At 57.7% G+C, this 20027-nt stretch carries 19 protein-coding genes; 10 read left to right on the plus strand and 9 right to left on the minus strand.

All coding sequences use genetic code 11. The features are described from left to right. Positions 1–107: 107 nt before the first annotated feature. The 3 genes from OEU85_RS12430 (at position 108) to OEU85_RS12440 (ending at position 4371) form a co-directional block, all read left to right on the plus strand. Positions 108–1616 (plus strand): LytTR family DNA-binding domain-containing protein, encoded by a 1509-nt coding sequence (locus OEU85_RS12430; protein WP_262691801.1) that lies wholly within the window; start codon positions 108–110, stop codon positions 1614–1616. A gap of 141 nt (positions 1617–1757) precedes the next feature. Beyond that, complete coding sequence (locus tag OEU85_RS12435) at positions 1758–3359, plus strand: DUF4139 domain-containing protein (protein ID WP_262691802.1); 1602 nt, start codon at positions 1758–1760, stop codon at positions 3357–3359. A 193-nt stretch (positions 3360–3552) separates the two neighbouring features. Beyond that, a complete protein-coding gene (locus tag OEU85_RS12440) occupies positions 3553–4371 on the plus strand; it encodes a substrate-binding periplasmic protein (protein WP_262691831.1) in 819 nt (272 codons plus the stop codon). A 3-nt stretch (positions 4372–4374) separates the two neighbouring features. Here the strand turns inward: OEU85_RS12440 and OEU85_RS12445 are convergent, their stop codons facing one another. Beyond that, the gene (locus OEU85_RS12445) at positions 4375–4914 is read right to left on the minus strand and encodes a DUF924 family protein (RefSeq protein ID WP_262691803.1); all 540 of its coding nucleotides are present in this window, start codon (positions 4912–4914) and stop codon (positions 4375–4377) included. Then, a complete protein-coding gene (locus OEU85_RS12450) occupies positions 4911–6095 on the minus strand; it encodes a M28 family metallopeptidase (protein ID WP_262691804.1) in 1185 nt (394 codons plus the stop codon). The genes OEU85_RS12445 and OEU85_RS12450 overlap by 4 nt, the downstream gene beginning before the upstream one ends. Before the next feature lie 135 nt (positions 6096–6230). On the opposite strand from OEU85_RS12450, the gene trmFO reads away from it, so the two are divergent. Then, positions 6231–7568 (plus strand): methylenetetrahydrofolate--tRNA-(uracil(54)-C(5))-methyltransferase (FADH(2)-oxidizing) TrmFO, encoded by a 1338-nt coding sequence (trmFO, locus tag OEU85_RS12455; RefSeq protein WP_262691805.1) that lies wholly within the window; start codon positions 6231–6233, stop codon positions 7566–7568. 142 nt (positions 7569–7710) lie between these two features. Here trmFO and OEU85_RS12460 read toward each other — a convergent pair whose 3' ends face one another. Then, positions 7711–8079 carry a VOC family protein gene (locus OEU85_RS12460; protein WP_262691806.1) on the minus strand — a complete coding sequence of 123 codons (369 nt, stop codon included), beginning with the start codon at positions 8077–8079 and terminating at the stop codon, positions 7711–7713. A gap of 314 nt (positions 8080–8393) precedes the next feature. Here OEU85_RS12460 and OEU85_RS12465 point away from each other — a divergent pair, with 314 nt between their 5' ends. The 3 genes from OEU85_RS12465 to OEU85_RS12475 all read left to right on the plus strand — a co-directional run bounded on the left by OEU85_RS12465 (position 8394) and on the right by OEU85_RS12475 (position 10973). After that, a complete protein-coding gene (locus OEU85_RS12465) occupies positions 8394–9794 on the plus strand; it encodes a M20/M25/M40 family metallo-hydrolase (RefSeq protein ID WP_262691807.1) in 1401 nt (466 codons plus the stop codon). A 111-nt stretch (positions 9795–9905) separates the two neighbouring features. After that, entirely contained in the window at positions 9906–10499 is a 594-nt protein-coding gene (locus tag OEU85_RS12470) for a PAS domain-containing protein (RefSeq protein ID WP_262691808.1), read from the plus strand. A gap of 18 nt (positions 10500–10517) precedes the next feature. Then, positions 10518–10973 carry an avidin/streptavidin family protein gene (locus OEU85_RS12475; RefSeq protein WP_262691809.1) on the plus strand — a complete coding sequence of 152 codons (456 nt, stop codon included), beginning with the start codon at positions 10518–10520 and terminating at the stop codon, positions 10971–10973. A gap of 161 nt (positions 10974–11134) precedes the next feature. On the opposite strand, the gene OEU85_RS12480 is transcribed toward OEU85_RS12475, so the two are convergent. From OEU85_RS12480 to OEU85_RS12500, 5 genes are all read right to left on the minus strand, one after another. After that, a complete protein-coding gene (locus OEU85_RS12480; RefSeq protein ID WP_262691811.1) occupies positions 11135–11617 on the minus strand; it encodes a tetratricopeptide repeat protein in 483 nt (160 codons plus the stop codon). A gap of 159 nt (positions 11618–11776) precedes the next feature. Continuing rightward, complete coding sequence (locus OEU85_RS12485) at positions 11777–13102, minus strand: RsmB/NOP family class I SAM-dependent RNA methyltransferase (RefSeq protein WP_262691813.1); 1326 nt, start codon at positions 13100–13102, stop codon at positions 11777–11779. Positions 13103–13111: 9 nt separating this feature from the next. Beyond that, positions 13112–14581: an IMP dehydrogenase gene (guaB, locus tag OEU85_RS12490; RefSeq protein ID WP_262691814.1), complete on the minus strand. Its 1470-nt coding sequence runs from the start codon at positions 14579–14581 to the stop codon at positions 13112–13114. A 170-nt stretch (positions 14582–14751) separates the two neighbouring features. Then, the gene (locus tag OEU85_RS12495; RefSeq protein WP_262691815.1) at positions 14752–15480 is read right to left on the minus strand and encodes an RlmE family RNA methyltransferase; all 729 of its coding nucleotides are present in this window, start codon (positions 15478–15480) and stop codon (positions 14752–14754) included. After that, a complete protein-coding gene (locus OEU85_RS12500) occupies positions 15473–16801 on the minus strand; it encodes a Ppx/GppA phosphatase family protein (RefSeq protein WP_262691816.1) in 1329 nt (442 codons plus the stop codon). The genes OEU85_RS12495 and OEU85_RS12500 overlap by 8 nt, the downstream gene beginning before the upstream one ends. Positions 16802–16992: 191 nt before the next feature. Between OEU85_RS12500 and OEU85_RS12505 the strand changes: the two genes are divergently transcribed. Beyond that, on the plus strand, positions 16993–17175 hold the full coding sequence (locus OEU85_RS12505; protein ID WP_262691817.1) for a hypothetical protein: 183 nt from the start codon (positions 16993–16995) through the stop codon (positions 17173–17175). Between the two features lie 442 nt (positions 17176–17617). On the opposite strand, the gene OEU85_RS12510 is transcribed toward OEU85_RS12505, so the two are convergent. Then, on the minus strand, positions 17618–18445 hold the full coding sequence (locus OEU85_RS12510) for an SPOR domain-containing protein (protein WP_262691818.1): 828 nt from the start codon (positions 18443–18445) through the stop codon (positions 17618–17620). 210 nt (positions 18446–18655) lie between these two features. Between OEU85_RS12510 and OEU85_RS12515 the strand changes: the two genes are divergently transcribed. After that, the gene (locus OEU85_RS12515) at positions 18656–19165 is read left to right on the plus strand and encodes a PadR family transcriptional regulator (RefSeq protein ID WP_262691819.1); all 510 of its coding nucleotides are present in this window, start codon (positions 18656–18658) and stop codon (positions 19163–19165) included. Between the two features lie 87 nt (positions 19166–19252). Then, a protein-coding gene (locus OEU85_RS12520; protein ID WP_262689381.1) for an IS5 family transposase occupies positions 19253–20027 on the plus strand; the annotation gives its coding sequence in 2 pieces (ribosomal slippage) (positions 19253–19568 and positions 19568–20027; 776 coding nt annotated over the 2 pieces). This gene is flagged as partial in the annotation.

The following is a 20027-nucleotide window of genomic DNA, read 5'->3' on the forward strand; positions in this document are numbered from 1 at the left end:
CTGGGTTCAAATTGAGCGATTTCTCCGGTAAATCATGGCTTTATCGGTGGACGGCACGCTGGCACCGGTAAGCGGTATTGATTTTCGGTAACCGGTGATAGAGTGCAATGACCATGAAAAATGCCGCGATAATCATAAGCCTGCTAATGCTGTGCTGCGCGCCAAACGTACAGGCGCAAGACTATGCCCCCTTGCTGATGGACAACATCATTGCGTGCGAGGGAAAAGCGCTTTCAGATATGCCTTCAAGCTTTGACGGGCCTGAGTGCACACGGGTCAACGGCCATTTTGCCAGTACTTTTGGCAGGCTGGTTTGGCTGAAGGGTACGGTGCGGGTGAGCGAAGGTCTGCTCAACGGCCGGGGGCCGCTTGGCCTGTATATATCAGCCAAGGCATCAAGCGCCATATGGCTCAATGGTCACAAAGTCGGCATGAACGGGGTGCCTGCGGCGTCACCTGAGGATGAAGTTCCGGGTAAAATGGATGCGGTCATGCCGCTTGACCGCGCGGTGGTGCATGCCGGGGACAACGAAATCATCATTGCCCTGTCCGACCAACACGGGTTCATACCGCTGGTTGCGCCCGTGCATTTCATTGCCATCGCTCCCTTCCTTCATGTCACCGATGATATCCTGCGGGGCTATTTGCCAGCCTTCCTGCCATTGGGGGTGTTGATCCTTGGCGCGCTGTATTTTGGCGTGCTTGCCATTCGCCGCCACGAGGGTTGGCAGGACTTTCTGGTGCCGCTGACCGCGCTTTTTGCCGCCGGGCAACTGCTGTCAGAGGTTTCCCGCGGCCTGTGGGCCTATGATTACCCGTTTCATGACGTACGGCTGGTGCTGATCCTGACGTGCGCAACAGCGGGCGGCGTTTGCCTGTTCCTGCATGTACTTTTCCGTTTTGTCAGCGCGCACCGCCTGACCGTAGGCCTCATCGCATTACTCACCTACCTCATGCTGGTCCTGCCCGCTTATGGCTTTGACAACAAATCCTCACTCGCGCTGCTTGTGCCGGCGTGCTTCGCGGCGCTGATCGCCAGTTTTGCTGCTGTGCAGCGCGCTGTTTACGCCAAGACCTATGCGCTCGCGCTGTTTCTCTTCTCCTGCATCATTGCACTTGCACCCACCCGGTTTCTGGACATCTATTTCTATTACTGTGTTGCCGCGCTGCTTGTTTTCCTGTTCGCGCAGGAGATACGCCAGCATCTGGCCGAACGGCGGCTGCGGGCGGCGGAACAGGCCCGCGCCGACCGCCTGCAGCTTATTCTTGATGAAAGCAGGGAACGCGTAAGCCCCACAAGCCTGAAGGTTACAGCGTCGGGCAAGGTGGAACTGGTCTCCGCACAGGATGTGGCCTATTGCAAAGGCGCGGGTGACTATGTTGAGCTGATGCTCGCCGATGGCAGTTGCAAGCTCCACAGCGCGACGCTGGCCGAGCTTGAAGGCGCCCTGCCCGGCACGTTTCTCAGGGTGCATCGGTCCTACCTTGTCAACACCGCCTTTATTGCGAGCCTCGACCGCGATGCCTCCGGCGCGGGTAGCCTTTTGCTCAAAAGCGGTGACATGGTGCCGGTCAGCCGCCGTATCATGCCCAGCGTGCGCAAGGCGCTTGCCTGAGCGACCAACACCGCCGCCGCCATGAAGTCAACATGATTACATGCTTCATCTGATGTTCAGAAGACTTTTGGCATAACGCCGGGGAAGGATGAACCTGTCGGCGCCACATGCCGGAACAAGAAATCATTTTATGGGGTGATTATGAAACCGCAACTCTCGATGTTACCGTTTCTCGCAATCTTTGCCACGAGCGGCGTTTATGCTGACGATTTTGACCTGAAAGCATCGGTTGAGGCTGTCACTGTTTACCAGACAGGAGGCGCGCTGGTGCACCGGCAGGCCAGTATCAACCTGCCTGCAGGGAACCACCGGATCACCGTATCAGGGCTGACATCGTCGCTGGATTCCAGCTACGGCATCAACGCGGTGGCTGATGGCACGCGGGTGACAAACGTGCACAGTACGACCACCTACCTGCCACCTGAACCGTCAGCAGACCAGATGGCGCTCAACAAGCGGCTGCAGGATGCGCGGGACGCCCTTGCGAAAACCGACAATGCCATCGCCAGCACCGACATGCGGCTCACCTACCTGCAGGGGCTTGGTGAAAATGGCGGCTCAGGCAAGGACTGGCAAACCGCGCTCGATTTCATTGGCGACAAGACCGTGGCACTCATGGCGGAAAAACACACGCTTGAGACGAAACGCGCCGGCCAGGCTGAGCTTGTAAGAGCGCTGGAGCAGGAAACCTCTGCCTCGGGTGGCCGCCCCGGCATTACCTATAATGCGGTCATCAATATTGATGTGCCGAAGGCTGGCAAGTATGCCCTTGATGTCAATTATCTTGTGCGCAGCGCAAGCTGGGGCATATCCACCGATGCCAACCTGATGACCGACGAAAAAAAGGCCGACATCAAACTGATGGCCGAGGTCAGCCAGTCCAGCGGAGAAGCATGGGAGGATGTGGCCCTCAGCCTCTCAACCGCCCGTCCGTCCTGGACCATCGGCGCGCCTGTGATGAACCCAGAATTCCTGCGCGTGCATGACAAGGATGACCTGCGCCGACCAGTGGAAACAGCGGCACAATTCTCTCCCCCCGCACCGCGCGCGATGGCGGATAGCCAGATGGAACGGCTGGAATCAAAAAGCATGGCGCGCCAGACAGCCACCACCTATGACATGAACTTCACCCTGAACAAGCCCGCGGACATCCCTACAAACGGCACGCCGCAGCAGTTTCTGGTGGAAAGCGTACAATTGCCGGCGGACATCGTCAGCCGTGTGACCCCGCGCTTTGACGGCGAGAACGCCTATGTCTATGCCGATGTTACTCTGGAGGGCCTGCCTCGGCTGTCGAACATCACGGCTAAACTGAGCCGGGACGGTTACTATGCCGGGCGTGGCCGCTGGCCAGACCTTGTGCCTGGCGAGGAGACCGAACTGCCGTTTGGCAACGACAGCGGCATCAAGGTTGAGACCATCACAAGCCCGTCACGCGACGGCGACACCGGCTTCTTTGGCAAAAAGAATGTCGAGGAAGAACGCCTTGTCTACCGTGTGACCAACAACCGCGACAAAAAGGCCGTGGTTGAGGTAACCGACCGCCTGCCTGTCCCCGCACATGAGGACGTGAAGGTGGAACTGCTCAAGGGCGCGACACAGGCCACCACAAAAGATGTGGACAGCAAGGCAGGGGTCATTACCTGGAAGAAGGAGCTGGCACCCGGCGAGGTTTGGGAAATTCACCATGAATACCGCATCACCTATCCGGCGGACATGGTGCTCATACGCTCGGGGTCGTAGATAGCGACAATACAGCCAAAAAAAAAATTTATACAACTGATAAGTTTACCGTTTGTGGCCTTGTTCCGCGGACGGTGACTTCCTGGATTGATCCGGTAGTACTTTTTTTACCCTGACCTGCGATGATGCAGCCTGTTTTGAGTTTCGGGCGCCCGCCAGAGCGGCCTCTGTTACCTTAGGGAAGACAACCTTGATGCCGCTTTTGCCGATGAAATTTCCTGCCTTGCTTGCTGTGATCGCAATCGCGGGCGCTTTGACGACCACTGCCACCGGCGCTGCCACAGCGCAACCCGAGCAGGAAAGCAGCCCGACCCTACGCATCGCCACACGCAATTTCCTGCCGCCTTACATCTATGAGGACGCAAAAACAGGGATCGAGGTTGATCTGGTCAATGCGGTTTTCAAGGATACCGGCTTTGATATCGAATATGTACAATTGCCGCGCATTCGCATGATCTCGTCGTTCGAGGATCACCAGCTTGACGGCATCCTGACCCAGAATGTCACGGCGTCAGACACCGGCTGCGCCACCAGCAGCTATATCGAGCATCAGAACGTCGGCCTGACGGTGAAAAGCCGTCATCTCGAACTTCAGAGCTTTGAAGAGCTGCGCAATTATGCGGTGATTTCCTTCTCCGGCGCCACTCGGTACCTGGGGGAAGACTTTCGCAACGCGGTGCGCGGTGCCAAACGCTACACAGAATCCGGCGATCAGGGCACGCATATCTCTCTGTTGTACAAAGGGCGCTTTGATGTCGCCGTTGGCGACAACTGGATCCTGCGGCTGGCGCAAAAGCGCTATTTTGACCGCACCGGCGAAAAGCTGGAGCTTGAAGCCCATCCCATCATGCCGCCAAGCCAGTATGTGGCCCGATTTCACGATCAAGCCGTGTGTGACGCCTTCGATGCCGCGCTTGCCAAAATCCAGCACAACGGCACCTATGCCGAAATCTGGGCCGGATACCGCGCCCGCATTTACGTGGAAGCCGGTATGGATGCCCCCTACCCCTGATGCCTAGAAACTGCTGCCCGGCTGGTTGAGAAACTCGATTTCCTCTGGCGTGCTCTCCCGGCCCAGCGCTGTGTTCCGGTGCGGATAACGGCCAAAGCGGTCGATAATGGTTTTGTGCTTATGTTCAAAATCGAGGTTTTCATCAAGCCCGGGTTCTGAGAACAGACGCAGGGCTTCCGTGTGAACCGCGCGGCTTTCACTGTGCATATAGGGCATGTAAAGGAACGATCGGCGTTCGGCGTCCCAGCCTTGCCCCACACGAAGGCGCACCGCTTCTTGCGACAGCACAAGCGCGAGCGCGTCGGCGGCAAAGGCCCGGCCACTGTCGCGGAACATGTTGCGCGGAAACTGGTCCAGCACGATGATTTCCGCCAGCCGACCCTCAGGCCGCGCGCGCCAGTGCCACAGCTCGCCCCGTGCCGCGGCTTCATAAAGCGCGAGAAACCGCCGCCGGACCAGATCATCAAAGGCTTTTGATTTTTTCCACCACGCCTCCGGCCCGGCCTCCGTGAACCAGAAATAGAGAATATCATCTGCTGTCATGGTCTGCTCCCTCGCGCCTTGCGCTGTTTTTGCCCCCGTTTGGGCACAAGGCGGATGATCGCCTCGCCAAAGCGCGCGGCCTCTTCCACCCGGTCAAGCTCTATCTTTTCCACACTGTCTTCCATGGTGTGGATATGCGGCATATGGCCGTGCTCGTCATAGGCCGCAAGTGTCAGTGCGGAAATACCGTCCCGCACAAACCACACGCTGTCAAAGTCACCCACCTTGTGGCGCGCGGGGCCGATATGCTCAAACTTCTTATTCAGTTTTACCAGCGCGTGGGCAGCGTGCGCCAGCGGCGTGTCATAATAAACCGGTGTAAAACCCCCGCTTTCAATCACATAAGCCAACCTGCCAAAACCAACGGTATCAAAGTTCAGCACATGGGTTTCACGGGCATGCAGCTCTGCCTCATGCTGCTCCCAGTAATGCTGCGCGCCCAGCATCCCGGCTTCCTCAGCCGAGGTAATCACCAGCCGCACCTCGCTGTCATCCGGCATGTTGGCCCACAGGCGGCTCGCCACCTCTGTGGCGGCGGCAATACCCGTCAGGTTGTCATTGGCGCCGGGTGTATAGCCAAACCGCCAATAATCCACACTGGCCAGCACCCCTTGCACCACCAAAGCAAGCGCACAAAAGCCCTGCACCGCCATGGGCACATCAATACCCGACAGGGTCGCCAACGGCACCCACACACCAAAGGAGACAATACCCGTTGCCAGCCAGATATTAAGCTTGAAGTGTTTCACCTGCTGCGGCCGGTAGGCAAAGGACGCCGGGGCGCTGTCGATATGCGCCATCAGGATGAAAAGCCGCCGGCCCGCGCCCTTGCGCGCCACAAGGTTCGCTGTTGTGGAGCGCGCTGTCAGCCACACAAGCCGCGCCACGCGCCAGTCAAAAAACCACAGGTGGCTCAGAAGCAGCATCAACCCGCCGACCATCATCACCAGCGGGGCAAAACCCGCCAACAGCACAAAAAAGCATTGGCCCAGGGCGATCAGCCAGAAAAACGGCAGGTAACTGCGCGGGGTGAAAAAGCCTTCTTCATTCACGTCCACATCAATCTCGCCCGACAGCTTCGCCATCAGCATTTCGCGCGCTTCCATTTCCTCTTCCGTGCCCACACCCCGGTGTGGCCATTCACTTAAGGTCTCGAATATATCGCGTGCAGAAAGCGCCACGCCATCCCCCTTGATAAAGCCGCAACCACTATGGTGGTCATGACAGCCTTTTTGGCTTACATATTGGCCCAAAGTCCAGTAAACATGCGCGCAAACTAGGCATGTCTGATGCGAAAAAGAGTAAGGTGTAACGGTATGACAAATGCGTTGAAGGAAATCCACATCATTGGTGGCGGGCTTGCGGGCTCGGAAGCGGCGTGGCAGGCGGCAGAGGCAGGCGTGCCCGTGGTGCTGCATGAAATGCGCCCCGTCCGCAAGACCGACGCCCACCACACCGATGGTCTGGCGGAGCTTGTATGCTCCAACTCGTTCCGCTCGGACGACGCCGTCAACAACGCCGTGGGCCTGTTACATGAGGAAATGCGCCGCCTTGGCTCCATCATCATGACAGCGGCGGAAAAGCACAAGGTGCCCGCGGGTTCCGCCCTTGCGGTGGACCGCGACGGTTTCTCGGAAGAAGTTACCGGCCTCCTCAACAGTCACCCCAATATCACTATCGAGCGTGGCGAGATTGAGGGCCTGCCGCCCGCAGAATGGGACAATGTCATCATCGCCACCGGCCCACTCACCAGCCCCGCGCTCAGTGAAGCCGTGCTGGAACTATGCGGTGAAGACAGCCTTGCGTTTTTTGACGCCATCGCCCCGATTGTGGACAAGGACAGCATCAACTTTGATGTCGCATGGTTCCAGAGCCGGTACGATAAGGGCGACGGCGCGGACTATATCAACCTGCCAATGACCCGCGCGCAGTATGAAGAGTTCATCCATGACCTCAACACCGGCGAGAAGACGGACTTCAAACAGTGGGAGAAAGACACGCCCTATTTTGAAGGCTGCATGCCCATCGAGGTGATGGCCGAACGCGGGCCGGAAACCTTGCGCTATGGCCCAATGAAACCGGTGGGCCTCACCTGCCCGCACTGGGACGAAAAACCCTATGCCGTGGTGCAACTACGGCAGGATAACAAGCTGGGCACGCTCTACAACATGGTCGGCTTCCAGACCAAGCTGAAATATGGCGAACAGCAACGCATTTTCAAAAAGATCCCGGGGCTTGAGAATGCCACTTTCTTCCGCCTTGGCGGCCTGCACAGAAACACCTTCCTCAACAGCCCCAAGGTGCTGGACGGCATGATGCGCATGAAGGCAGACCCGCGCCTCAGGTTCGCAGGGCAAGTCACCGGTGTGGAAGGCTATGTGGAATCGGCCGCCATGGGCCTGATGGCCGGCCGCATGGCCGCCATGGAACGCAAGGGCCTCACGCCTACCACACCGCCCGCGACCACGGCTTTTGGCGCGCTTATCAGCCACATCACCGGCGGCGCCGACGCCAAGACCTTCCAGCCAATGAATGTGAACTTCGGCCTGTTCCCGCCCCTTGAAGGCAAGGTCTACAAGAAAGAACGCAAACCGGCGATGAGCCGCCGGGCGCTGGAAGCCCTTGAAGCTTGGAAAGCGACGGTTGAGGGGTAATGGCCTCAGCCACTACTCTCACGTCTTAACCGTCGTTCGTGCTTTTCTTGGTGTCACTCCCACGCCGGCAGGTGTCCAGGTGGGGTTTCCCCTTGGTTCATCTGCCTTTCTCTCTCCGGCATGACTGTGCGAATGTAGCATTCTAGCTCTGATACAGTGCAAAATGGCAGCCAGCAGGGTCACGCAGGATCGCCATGGTGCCGCCGCCTGCACCGCGCGGACCGTCAACGATGGTGCCGCCCGCGGCCTCAGCCACTTTCAACGCGTCATCCATCGATGCCACGGTGAAATATGGCATCCACCCCGGCGGCACACCCTTGTTGCCGCCACGCGCGTGGCAGATGCCGCCGACGGCGTCGCCCGCGCTATCCATCATGACATAGTCGTCATAGTCGCCCATGCTGACGGCCTCAACACCCCAGCCGACCACATCCTTGTAAAAATCCTTCAGCCCTGACGCGTCATCAGTCGTGATGTCCAGCCAACCAACTTTACCTAGTGCATCCGCCATTGTGATCCTCCCTTTTTCCACAAGCCAAACTCCGCCAACATTAACCAAGTTACAAGTCAAACGGTAGACATTGCTCAAGTCTCTCCCCTCCCACCACGCGCCACTCCCGCGCAGGCGGAAGCCCAGACGATGTTTTCGTCCCGCTCCAGCCCACCATTCTGGACACCTTTCACACGCGGGCATGATGGCTGGTAAGGCCTTGCTACATAAGGCCGGGGGCTTCTCACACCCTCGTGATCATCCCGCTCTCTTGACCATCCCCCATTTCCACGCCACTCTCCCGTCTTTCTTGCACAGACAGATTGAGGGCATTCATGACAATGAAAAATATTCTGACGGCAGCCGCGCTGAGCATGGCACTGGGCGGCATGGCGACCGCGGCAGAGCTTGTGCCACTGGCCGATGAAAGTGTCGAAACAGCCAAAGTGCTGCGCGACAAGGCGCTGGAGAATGACGAGGCCTATGAGCTTCTGGCCTCCCTGACCACCGAGGTGGGCGCGCGCCTGGCCGCCAGCCCGAAGGAAGCCGAAGCGCAAGCCTGGGCCGTGGCCAAATTCCTCGAACTCGGGTTTGACCGGGTTTGGAAAGAACCGGTGATGGTGCCCAAATGGACCCGCCTGTCTGAGAGCGCCCATGTGGCAGAGCCGTTTGCGCAGCCGCTGACGATCACGGCGCTTGGCAAGTCTGTCTCCACGCCCGAGGGTGGTGTGCAGGCCGAGGTGGCGCATTTCGCCACCTTTGAGGACCTCAAGGCCGCCGACGCGTCTGAGGTTGAAGGCAAGATCGTTTTCATCTCCAACCGTATGGAACGCTTCAAGACTGGCGCGGGCTACGGCCCTGCCGTCAGGGCACGTGGTGCCGGGGCGTCCGAAGCCGCCAGAAAGGGGGCCAAGGCCATCCTTATCCGCTCAATCGGGACAGACACTCACCGCCTGCCCCACACAGGCGGCGTGAACTATGAGGAAGACGCCCCCAAAATTGCGGCAGCTGCGCTCTCCAACCCCGATGCAGACCAACTGGTGCGCATCCTCGGCTATGGTGAGACCGTCCGGCTGGACCTGACGATCCAGACAACGATGGAAGAGCCGGTTGAGATGTTCAACGTGATCGGTGAGGTCACCGGCAGTGAAGCACCGGACGAATTTGTTGTGCTGGGCAGCCATCTGGACAGCTGGGACCTGGGCACCGGTGCCATTGATGACGGCGCGGGCGTTGCCATCACCATGGCCGCCGCCAATCTCATCCAGGATATGGCGCCAAAGCGCCCGCGCCGGTCTATCCGCGTGATCCTGTTCTCGGCTGAAGAACTGGGCCTTATTGGTGCACGCCAATATGCCGAAGCCCATGAAGGCAAGGACATCGACAAGCACATCATCGGCGGTGAATCCGATTTTGGTGCCGGGCCTGTGTGGGCTTTGGCCTCAACCGTGAACCCCGCCGCCTTGCATGTGGTGGACAAAATGGCCGCACTCATGGGGCCCCTTGGCGTGGTGCGCGCGGACCGCAAGGCATATGGCGGGCCTGACGTGGGCCAGCTTGGCAAGGTCGGCATGCCGGTTGTGGACCTGATGCAGGACGGCACCGACTATTTTGACCTGCACCACACCGCCGACGACACGCTCGACAAAGTGGACCCGGTCGCGCTCCGGCAAAATGTAGCGGCATGGGTGGTGTTCACCTATCTCGCCGCCGACTGGCCGGGCACTTTCCGCTAGGTCTTTTAACGTAAGAAAGACAAGAAGGCAGCTTTTGCTGCCTTTTTTTTGTGACTTTATCCGCTTGCCTGCTACCATAGGGGGAATGAAAGCCAACTTGCCGTGAGGAAAATGCGTCCACTACCTGAGACATGGCCCACCATGCCGACGAACCTGTGCCGCTTCTATGATGTCTGGCAGGCCGCGCGCGAAGACAATGACGGCGGTATCCCCTACCGGCGGCAGCTTGGCTTGCCGGTTTTGCGGGCATTGTCAGCGCATCTTGTTGTCTTTGAACGGATCGGGCCCGGCGACCTGCGGGTGAAAATGAGTGGCACGGCCATGGACGCACTGTTTGACCGCAACCTCACCGGCGCCAGTATTTATGATGTGGCGGAACGCAATGCCGGAGACGCCATGGTTGCCTTTTACGAAGCGCTGCTTGATCACCCCGCCGGGGGGTACGCCTGCGACATACTGGTTATGGAAACAGGGAAGCGTATTCGGGCGGAATATCTTACGCTGCCGCTATTGAACCGCGATGGTGAGCGGGTTCAGGTTGCATCATTGTGCGAAACAGAGATTGACGGCTATGGCCTGCCCTCCAAGGGCCTGGAACCTCGCATCACCTATAGCGAGCTTGTCAGCGTCAGCCATCTTGATATCGGCCTTGGCTTGCCGGACTATACCTTCACCATGAAAGGCAACGCGCCTGACAAAAAATGACGTCGGGGAGAGGACTTTATGAAACCGGCCTTGCCATATTCGCTGGTGGGTCCTGTAGCGAGCGGCTTTTTTTTGACGCTATTCAGCACCCTGCCCGCCGCCGCCCGTGACTGTTGGGACCTGCATGGTGAATGGACAACCAACCTCGGTGCCACCGTCAGTTTTGACAACATTGACCGGGAAAGCGGCCAAATCACCGGGCGGTATTTCCCGAAAAGCCTGCCCGAGCGTTCCTTCCCACTGACCGGGTTTGTCAATTCGAATGGCCGGGAAACTGGCGACCGTCATTACGCCGTAGCGGTGACTTTTGCTGTCAGCTTCGCGGAATTTGGTGGCATCACATCATGGAGCGGTATTTGCCGCATGGAAGCAGAAGCGCCGGTCATCGATACCGAAGACCTGATCATCGCCCCGATGGCCGACTATGTATGGTCGCATGTCATCAACAATCATGATACACTGAAGCCGAAATAAGCAGGTGAAGACCGGCGCGCGATGCGCCGCACGATTCCCGCACATATTTCGCACACTTTTTACACAAAACCCGGGTTTTCCCGCACAGATATCGCACGGTTTTTCGCACAAAAAAAAGGGCGCCTTGACGCGCCCTCGTTTCATTCGTATGGCCGCTGGTTTCAGCCTTCGTTGGCCAGGTCGGCACTGGCCTGCTTGGCGCGATATTCCTCGATCGCGGTATCAACCGCCTCAAGTTCGGCGCAGCCAGCCTGGCAAAGGCGCGCCAGTTTTTCGCGGTTTCCCTCAGCTTTCGCTGCCAGGTTGCGCTTCAAAAATGCAATGGCCTGTACTTCAAGCGCATCCTTGTCGTTGGGTTCAATCTCCAGCGCTTTGCGGTAATATTTGAGCCCGCTGCCCACATGGCCCTGCGCCTCGTGCGCCCGGCCAAGGCCAATCAGCGCATCCACGTTCGCCGGGTTCGCCACCAGCGCGCGCTCATAAAGCATCTGTGCATCATGCGCTTTTTCTGCATTCAGGGAATGTTGCGCCTTTGTCACCAACTCACTGGAAAGCAAGCGGTATTTCTCTGCGGTCTGCGCAAAAGCAGGGCTTGCTACCGCACCCATTAAGGCCGAAATCATTACCAAGTGTCGAATACGCATGCTTACCTCATCACTGTTCCAATTTCATGACGATACCCGCTTCGGCGCGCGCTGTCTTCCTTTTTAGGTAGAGCGTTCACGGCGTGCGACAAAGTCATTATTTCTTGAGCTTACGCCCCATATCGCAAAGAATTGGTAAACAATGCGCGCTTTTTATGGCTAAGCCTGCCGTTCAAGAAGTGCGACAAAAAAGCCGTCCGTCCCATGGCTATGCGGAGCGAACTGCAGGCATTTTGGCTCCTGCGATACTGTATCCGGCACCGCGCTTGCCAGAACGGCACGCCAGATATCGCGGTAATCAAGCAGTTTCCAGCCGTCGGCCGCCTGCTTCATAAAGCCTTGAATTATCTGTTCATTCTCGGCAGGCAACAGCGAGCAGGTCATGTAAACCAGCCGCCCGCGCACCTTCACCAGCGACGCGGCCTCCCTCAGAATCGTGGCTTGCAGTTTATTGATCTCCGCGAGGCTCGTTTCATCAAACCGCCAGCGCTGGTCCGGGCTGCGGCGCCATGTCCCGGTACCGGTGCAGGGCACGTCCACCACGACCCGGTCCGCCCTGCCCACAAGGTCCTGCAAGGCTGACTTTCGTCCGCTGCCCTCAGGCGCAAGGCGGGTGACCTGAATATTGCGCACACCCGCGCGCTGGATACGGTGTCGGAAATCTGCCAGCCGCTTACCCGAGATATCAAATGCGTGGATCTGTCCCTTGTTCGCCATGTCGGCCGCCACGGCGAGGCTTTTGCCGCCACCACCGGCGCAAAGGTCAACCACCTGATGCCCAGGCTCCGCCGCCACAAGGGCGGACGCCACCTGCGCGGCTTCGTCCTGCACCTCGATATAGCCGCCCCGGTAGGACTTGTCAGCCCCAAGGTTCACGCGCGCATGAATGCGGTATCCAAAGCTGGAATATTTATTTTTTTCAATGGCTTCAAGCGGTATACTAAGTTTTGACTTTATATCTAAACCGACGTCTTTGAGTGCGTTAATCCGGATATCCAGCGGCGCTGTTTCATGGAAAGCCGCCATGGCGGTTTCGAAGTCAGCGCCAAAGCGCTGGTGCAAGCCAGCCGCAGCCCAAGCAGGCACATTGCAGCGCGCCTCCACCGGGGCTGTGGCCCAATTCAGCGATTTCAGGGTTGTTATCCCTGACTCCTCCACGCCACTAGGCGCAGGCGGTGCAAACTTGTCATCCCCACCAAATAAACCAAGGGATTCCGCGTCATGCCTGCAGAGATAGGCGATCAACAGCGAACGGCCGTCCACCGATAGTGTTGCTTCCTCCAGCGCCCACAGCAGCACTTCGCGTTGGCGCAACACGCCATAAACCATGTCCGATATCGCGCGTTTGTCCTTCGAGCCTGCGAAACGGCGGGCACGGAAATAGTCGGCAACCAAACGGTCGGCGGGCAAACCGCGCGCCATGATTGCCACCTCAATGGATGCCAGAATCTCAATGGCGGCGGCAAGTCGCGCGGATGGTTGCATGTTTTTCGCTTATTTTGTCGGGTAGTTTGGCGATTCACGCGTGATGGTCACATCATGCACGTGGCTTTCCTTGAGACCCGAGTTGGTGATACGCACAAAGCTGGCGTTTTTACGCATCTCGTCAATGGTACGGTTGCCCGTATAGCCCATGGATGCACGCAGACCGCCTACAAGCTGGTGCAGCACGTTGGCCGCCAGGCCTTTATAGGGTACCTGCCCTTCAACACCCTCTGGCACAAGCTTCAGCGTGTCTTTCACGTCGTCCTGGAAGTAGCGGTCAGCGGACCCCCGTGCCATCGCCCCCACGGACCCCATGCCGCGGTATGCCTTATAGGAACGGCCCTGATAGAGGAACACTTCCCCCGGCGCCTCCTCGGTACCCGCCAGCAGCGAGCCCACCATGCAGGCGCTGGCACCCGCCGCGATCGCTTTGGCGACATCACCTGACGTCCGCAACCCACCATCGGCAATTATCGGGATGCCGTGTTTGACGGCAACGCTTGCAACGTCACTCACCGCTGTCAACTGCGGCACGCCAACACCCGCCACAACCCGTGTGGTACAGATGGAGCCCGGGCCAATACCAACCTTGATACAGTCCGCACCGGCACCGATCAGCGCCTCCGCCGCAGCGGCCGTGGCAACGTTACCGGCAACAAGCTGCACGTTGCCCCAGGTTTTCTTGATCTTCTCAACCTGCTCAATCACGCGGGATGAATGGCCGTGCGCGGTATCCAGCACGATCAAGTCACACTCGGCGTCCGCCAGCATACCGGCGCGCTCATACCCCTTGTCGCCCACCGTGGTGGCGGCGGCTACTCGCAGGCGTCCCTGTGCATCCTTGCACGAGTGCGGGTTGGCAACGGCCTTTTCCATATCCTTGACCGTGATCAGGCCCACGCAGCGATAGTCGTCATCAACAACAATGAGTTTCTCGATACGGTGATGATGGAACAGACGCTTGGCTTCATCGGAAGAAACGCCCTGCTTGACGGTAACAACCTCACGGGTCATCAGCTCTGATACCGGTTGATCCATCTGGGTCGCGAAACGCACGTCCCGGTTGGTGACAATACCAAAAAGCTTCTTGGGGCCAGCGCCGTCGCTGCGCTCCACAATCGGAATGCCGGAGATCTTGAACCGGCTCATCAGTTCCATCGCATCGGCCAGTGTCTGGTCAGGGAACATGGTCACAGGGTTGACCACCATGCCGGATTCAAACTTCTTGACCTGACGGACCATCTCGGCCTGCTCTTCCTCGGTCACGTTCCGGTGCAACACGCCGATCCCGCCAGCCTGCGCCATGGCGATTGCCATCGGCGCTTCCGTCACCGTGTCCATCGCGGCGCTCAGAAGCGGCATATTGAGTTCGATTGTCTTGGTGATATTGGTCCGCACATCGACTTGCGCGGGCATTACGTCGCTTGCTGCCGGAACAAGGAGAACATCATCAAAAGTAAGGCCGAGGCGAATATCCATTAGCTTTCCTGCTCATCAGTGGGCGCCGTCTAAAGGCGCGCGACCCTGCCACTTTTCGCGGTTCCGGGCCAACCCTGGTTTAAGATATTCGCCGTTCAATAACCCCAAGCAGCGGCAAAAATCAACGTGAATCTTGCCACAGGGGAAAACTAATCCGGATGGGGCGTTTTTCAGGTGTCGTCAGTTGCCCGCGTTTCGCCGGGCGCATGCCGACGGAAACCCTGTGCCACCACAAACCATTCCACGCTGTCTTGCCGGCTGGCTGGCGGTTTGGTGTGCTTGACTGTGCGAAAATGTCGCTTCATGCGCTTCATCAGTTCGTTGTCGGAGCCGCCCTGCAGGACCTTAGCGGCAAACGTGCCGCCTTCCGCCAATACCTTGATGGCAAAGTCAAGTGCGGCTTCACACAACGCCATGGTGCGCATGTGGTCCGTCTGCTTATGGCCAGTGGCAGAGTTTGCCATGTCGGATAGCACGATATCAGCCGGGCCATCCAGTGCTTCCATAAGGCGTTCTTCCGCGCCTTCATCCAGAAAATCCATCACCCAGATGTTGGCGCCGGGGATGGGCTCCACTTCCTGCAGGTCGATGCCCACCACCTGTGCGCCCTTCGGGCACCGTTCGGTGATCACCTGTGTCCAACCACCCGGGGCGCAGCCAAGGTCGACAATACGCATGGCCCCCTTGAGCAGTTCATAGCGTTCATCAAGTTCAAGAAGCTTGAAGGCCGCGCGGCTGCGATAACCAAGCCTGCGGGCTTCGGCAACATAGGGGTCGTTCAGTTGGCGTTGTAGCCACCGGGTGCTTGAGCTTTTGCGCCCACGTGCTGTTTTCACCCGCACCTTGGCACCCCGTGCCCGGCTTCGTGTGTTCGATTGTGTATTCCAGCCTTTAGCCATTTGACTTCGCCCTGTTATCCCGGTTACTGCCTTGCGCGCGGCTGCGGTGCCTGTTCCGCGCGATCGGTTCGTCCACCTGCATCATGCCACGTAGGATGCCTTCTCTGATACCCCTGTCTGCCACGCGCAGGCTTGGTACATTCCACATCCCGAGAATTGCCTCAAGGATGGCGCAGCCTGCTACCACAAGATCAGCACGCTCCGGCCCAATACAGGGTTGCGCGGCGCGCTCAAGGTGGCTCATTTCCGCAACCTGACGGGACAGCGCGTGAATATCCCGCGATTTCATCCATGCGCCGTCCACTTTTTCACGCACATAGCGCGGTAAGTTAAGATGCAGGCTGGCAAGCGTCGTGACTGTTCCCGAAGTGCCCAAAAACTGGGTCTGGCGTCGCTTTACAACGTCGGCAACCCGGTGCGCTTGTTCAAACGCCTTCAGGTGTTCCTCGACAAGTGAAACCATCTGCGCATAACTATCAGCCGAAACGGTCTGACCAATAGTGCCATAACTTTCGGACAGGTTTACCACGCCCCACGGGATGGACATCCAACCGCTGATCTCTGAACGATTTCCAGGCAGCACCCGGACCCATATCAATTCGGTACTACCGCCACCGATATCAAACACCAACGCGTGCCTGTTACCCGGGGCAATGAGCGACTGGCACCCCATGACAGCAAGACGGGCTTCTTCCTTCGCGGAAATAATATCCAGATTAAGCCCAGTCTCCCGCTTTACCCGCGCGATGAACTCGTCCGCGTTATCGGCCACACGGCAGGCCTCTGTCGCGACATGGCGCATGCAGGTGACACCACGGCGGTTGATTTTCTCTGCGCATACCTTGAGCGCCTCAACCGTACGGTCCATAGCAGCGTCCGAGAGACGATTACCGTTTGAAACCCCTTCCCCCAACCGAACAATCCGGGAAAAAGCATCGATCACCCGGAAGCCACCCCGCGTTGGCCGTGCGATCAACAGGCGGCAGTTATTGGTGCCCAGGTCAATGGCGCTATAAACGCTCCTAACTGGCGGATATGGCTGGCGGCGCGGATTACCGTTCAACTGTTTCGGCTTGCTGGTCTGGGAAGCTGCCATGTCGGCAGCAGGTGCCTTGGCATCGACCGGCGCGGGCTCGTTAGGGCGCTTGGCATCTCCGCCCTCGGGGGCGCTGCCAGCTTGCTGCGGCCGGTTCTTCTTTGGCCCTCGCCTACGAGAACGGCGCCTATTACGCTTCGCTGCATCACTCTTTTGGTGCTGGCGGCTTTCTTCATCGCCTTCAACCGCCTGCCCCGGGCCCTCGGCCCTCGGGTCTACCGACATATTTTTTCTCTTGTTATAATTTTTATCACGGAACCACGTCCGCTCACTTGCCCCCTGTGTATCACCCTCCCGCGCCCATACACAACAAAATTGCGCACTGTCTGTTGCTGCTATTTCACATTTGTTCTTTTTTTGTTCTTGACGCGCACCTCTCAAACCAATAAAAGAACAAAAAACGAACGGAGGCGGAAATGCTTGATCTATCCCACGTTGTTACATTGCTGTTGTTCATTGTGATTGGTGGTATCGGCATGGCGTCCATGCAGGACGGCTTGGGAATTGTCGGTCGTCGGCTGATGATGCTTTTTCGCCGCCGGCTTCATAACCCTCGCACTGGTACGGTGCGCCCACAGACTTTTATGATTATGGATTAAGCCAACATCCGACACCCGCCCGACATGGTGAAGCATATCGCCATGCAATCGTGGTGAGTTGGTGATGCGCCAGCGCAAATAGCACCTTGAATAGATATGCTGTAAAATAGCGAAAGGCGCGGCGAACAACCAAAAAATATTGGTCGTAGCACCGCGCCTAATCCGAGCGAACCCCCAGGTATGCCCGGCCTTCGCGTCTCAGTGGCTGCTCAAGAGCGCCCAGGTTAGCCGCACCTCCCCAAGTTGACTAACCACGCCTGAGTGTGGCGAAGGTTGCAGCATCCGACAGGATTTGTCGTCTGCTGTCAAGAGGCCTTGCGGCAACAATTGCGATTTAATGACATTTTTTTTAAAATCTAATGGAAAAGGAGCCACAGGGCTCCCTTTTCACAGATACATCTCAACGCAGGATTCTCGCTACATAAAGCGCTGGTAAAACCCTTTATCCGATCGGCTCGCCCTGATACTCAGAGACCCGGCAATATTGCTCGCCTCCCGTTGCGCGGATACGGTCACAAAGTGCCTCCGCGTCCCCTTCACTCTCGAGCGGACCAACAATCAGACGCAGGAAAGTGCCAATGCCTTCCTGGCTTTGGGTATAGATTAGCGGCTTGAGATCAGTCAGTTCACTGCCAAAAGCCTTAAGAAGGCTGTTCCAGCCAGATGACACCTGATCATTGGACCGATAGGACGCCAAGTGCGCGCCATAATAGGTTTGACTGGTCATTGGCGCACGGTTTTCAACCGGCGTTGGCGCAGCAGCGCCCGGCGTTGACGACACCGCCGTCGGGTCGGCATCCGCACCGGTTTGCGACGATCCGGTGGGCGCTACACTGTTCGCCTGCGGGGTATAAGCCGCCTGCCTGTCGGTTACTTCAACCGAATACAGACGATTTTCCATCGCCTTCATATCCTTACGCACGGCCTGCAGCTCGGTTTTTACCTTATTGAGGTTGGCATCCACTTCGGGATCTTTCTGGAAATTTGCCAACTTCTGGTCGATGGCCTGAAGATGTTCGCTCTGCGTGCGGACGCTACGGACAAGGTCAACATACAGCCGCTCAAGCGCGTTAAAGCGGTCCTTCAGTTCCCGGTGGTTTTCAGACACGTTGCCAACACTGCGCTCCAGCGTTGTCTGGCGGGCTTCAACCAGCACTTCTTCGCCCTGCCAAAGGTTGCTGGACTGACAGCCACCAAGGATGAAAGCGAAGCAGGCAACAATTGCCCCTCTCGCGACCTGACCGGTTGGAAACTTCTGTGCTGCGATCATTTCTGGCACCCTTCTGTATACTTGTTATCAGCTTCCCGCGCCCTTAACAGGGATTTCCGCGGCAAAACTGATTATTCGGATTCCTACAAAGCAAAAGCGATGCCAACTTGCACCTCTTTTATTTATGTGCTTACACACCTTTACATTGCTGGAAAAAAATCCCACTTCATATATCTCGCATTGATATAATAAAGACAGTGAAGGCAATTCATGGATATTCGCACCCTATGCCTTGGCATCCTCAGCCTTGGTGACACTACGGGATATGATATCAAAAAGATGGTCGCGGAGGGAGCATTCAGCTTTTTCTCGGAAGCCAGCTATGGCTCCATCTATCCTGCCCTGACCAAATTGACGGACGAAGGTCTCATTGACTGCCGCACGGAAACGCAGGAAAGCCGGCCTGATAAAAAGATATACAGCCTGACACAGGCGGGTCGCAAAGCGCTGGAGGCGTCGCTGACACACGCGCCAAAGCCGGACAGGAACCGATCAGAATTCCTCGCGGCCCTCCTGTTCGCCGAAGCCGTGTCGCCGGAACGGATCGAAGACTTGATCGCCGAACGCATCGATCACCACCATGCGCAAATTGGCATGCTTGAGACACTGCTCGCCAAGGAAAGCGGCAAGGCCGCCCGCTTTGTGCTGCAATACGGCATTGTCATGCAGGAAGCCGCCAAACGTTTTCTGGAAGAGAACCGGACTGACCTAGGCGCGTAATACCACCTAGGCCGTAAACTCATAAAAGGGATTCCCAAACAGGCGAAGATATGATTCAACGCTTCTCAAATCATTGAGGAGGTTTTGATGCGCCGCCGCCGGTATGAACTGACAGATTATGAATGGTCGATCATAGAGCCTTTGCTGCCGAACAAGCCGCGCGGGGTGCCTAGGGTGGATGACCGCCGGGTGATCAACGGCATCTTGTGGCGCTTTCGGGCGGGAACGCCGTGGGCAGACATTCCCGAAAGATATGGTCCCTACACCACCTGCTACAACCGGTTTGTCCGCTGGCGCAAGGCCGGGGTGTGGGACCGACTGTTCGAGGCGGTGAGCAAAGCCCATGACGGTGACATCATTATGATCGACAGCAGCTGTGTCCGTGTGCATCAACAAGGGGCCACGGCAAAAAGGGGGATCAGGACGATGGCTGCATGGGCCGTTCCCGGGGTGGACTGACCACCAAAATCCACGCCCTCGTCGATGCGGATGGTCTGCCGATCAGGCTTTCGCTGACTGCTGGACAGACCCACGACAGCAAACCGGCCCTTGATCTGATTGAGGACATCAAGGAGGAAGCGATCTTGCTCGCTGACAAAGCCTATGATACCGACGCGCTTCGTGCCTTCACCACAGCGCGCAGAGCTTGGGCCAATATTCCGCCAAAAGCCAACCGCAAGCAGTCCTTTACCTTCAGTAAATGGCTGTACCGACACCGTAATCTCGTCGAGCGTTTCTTCAATAAGCTCAAGCACTATCGGGGCATTGCAACGCGCTATGACAAAAACCCGGAGAATTTCCTCGCCGCTGTAAAACTGGCTTCAGTCTGTATCTGGTTGAAAAATTATGAGTCTACGACCTA

The sequence above is a fragment of the Kordiimonas aestuarii genome (assembly GCF_025574465.1).
Lineage (GTDB): Bacteria > Pseudomonadota > Alphaproteobacteria > Sphingomonadales > Kordiimonadaceae > Kordiimonas > Kordiimonas aestuarii.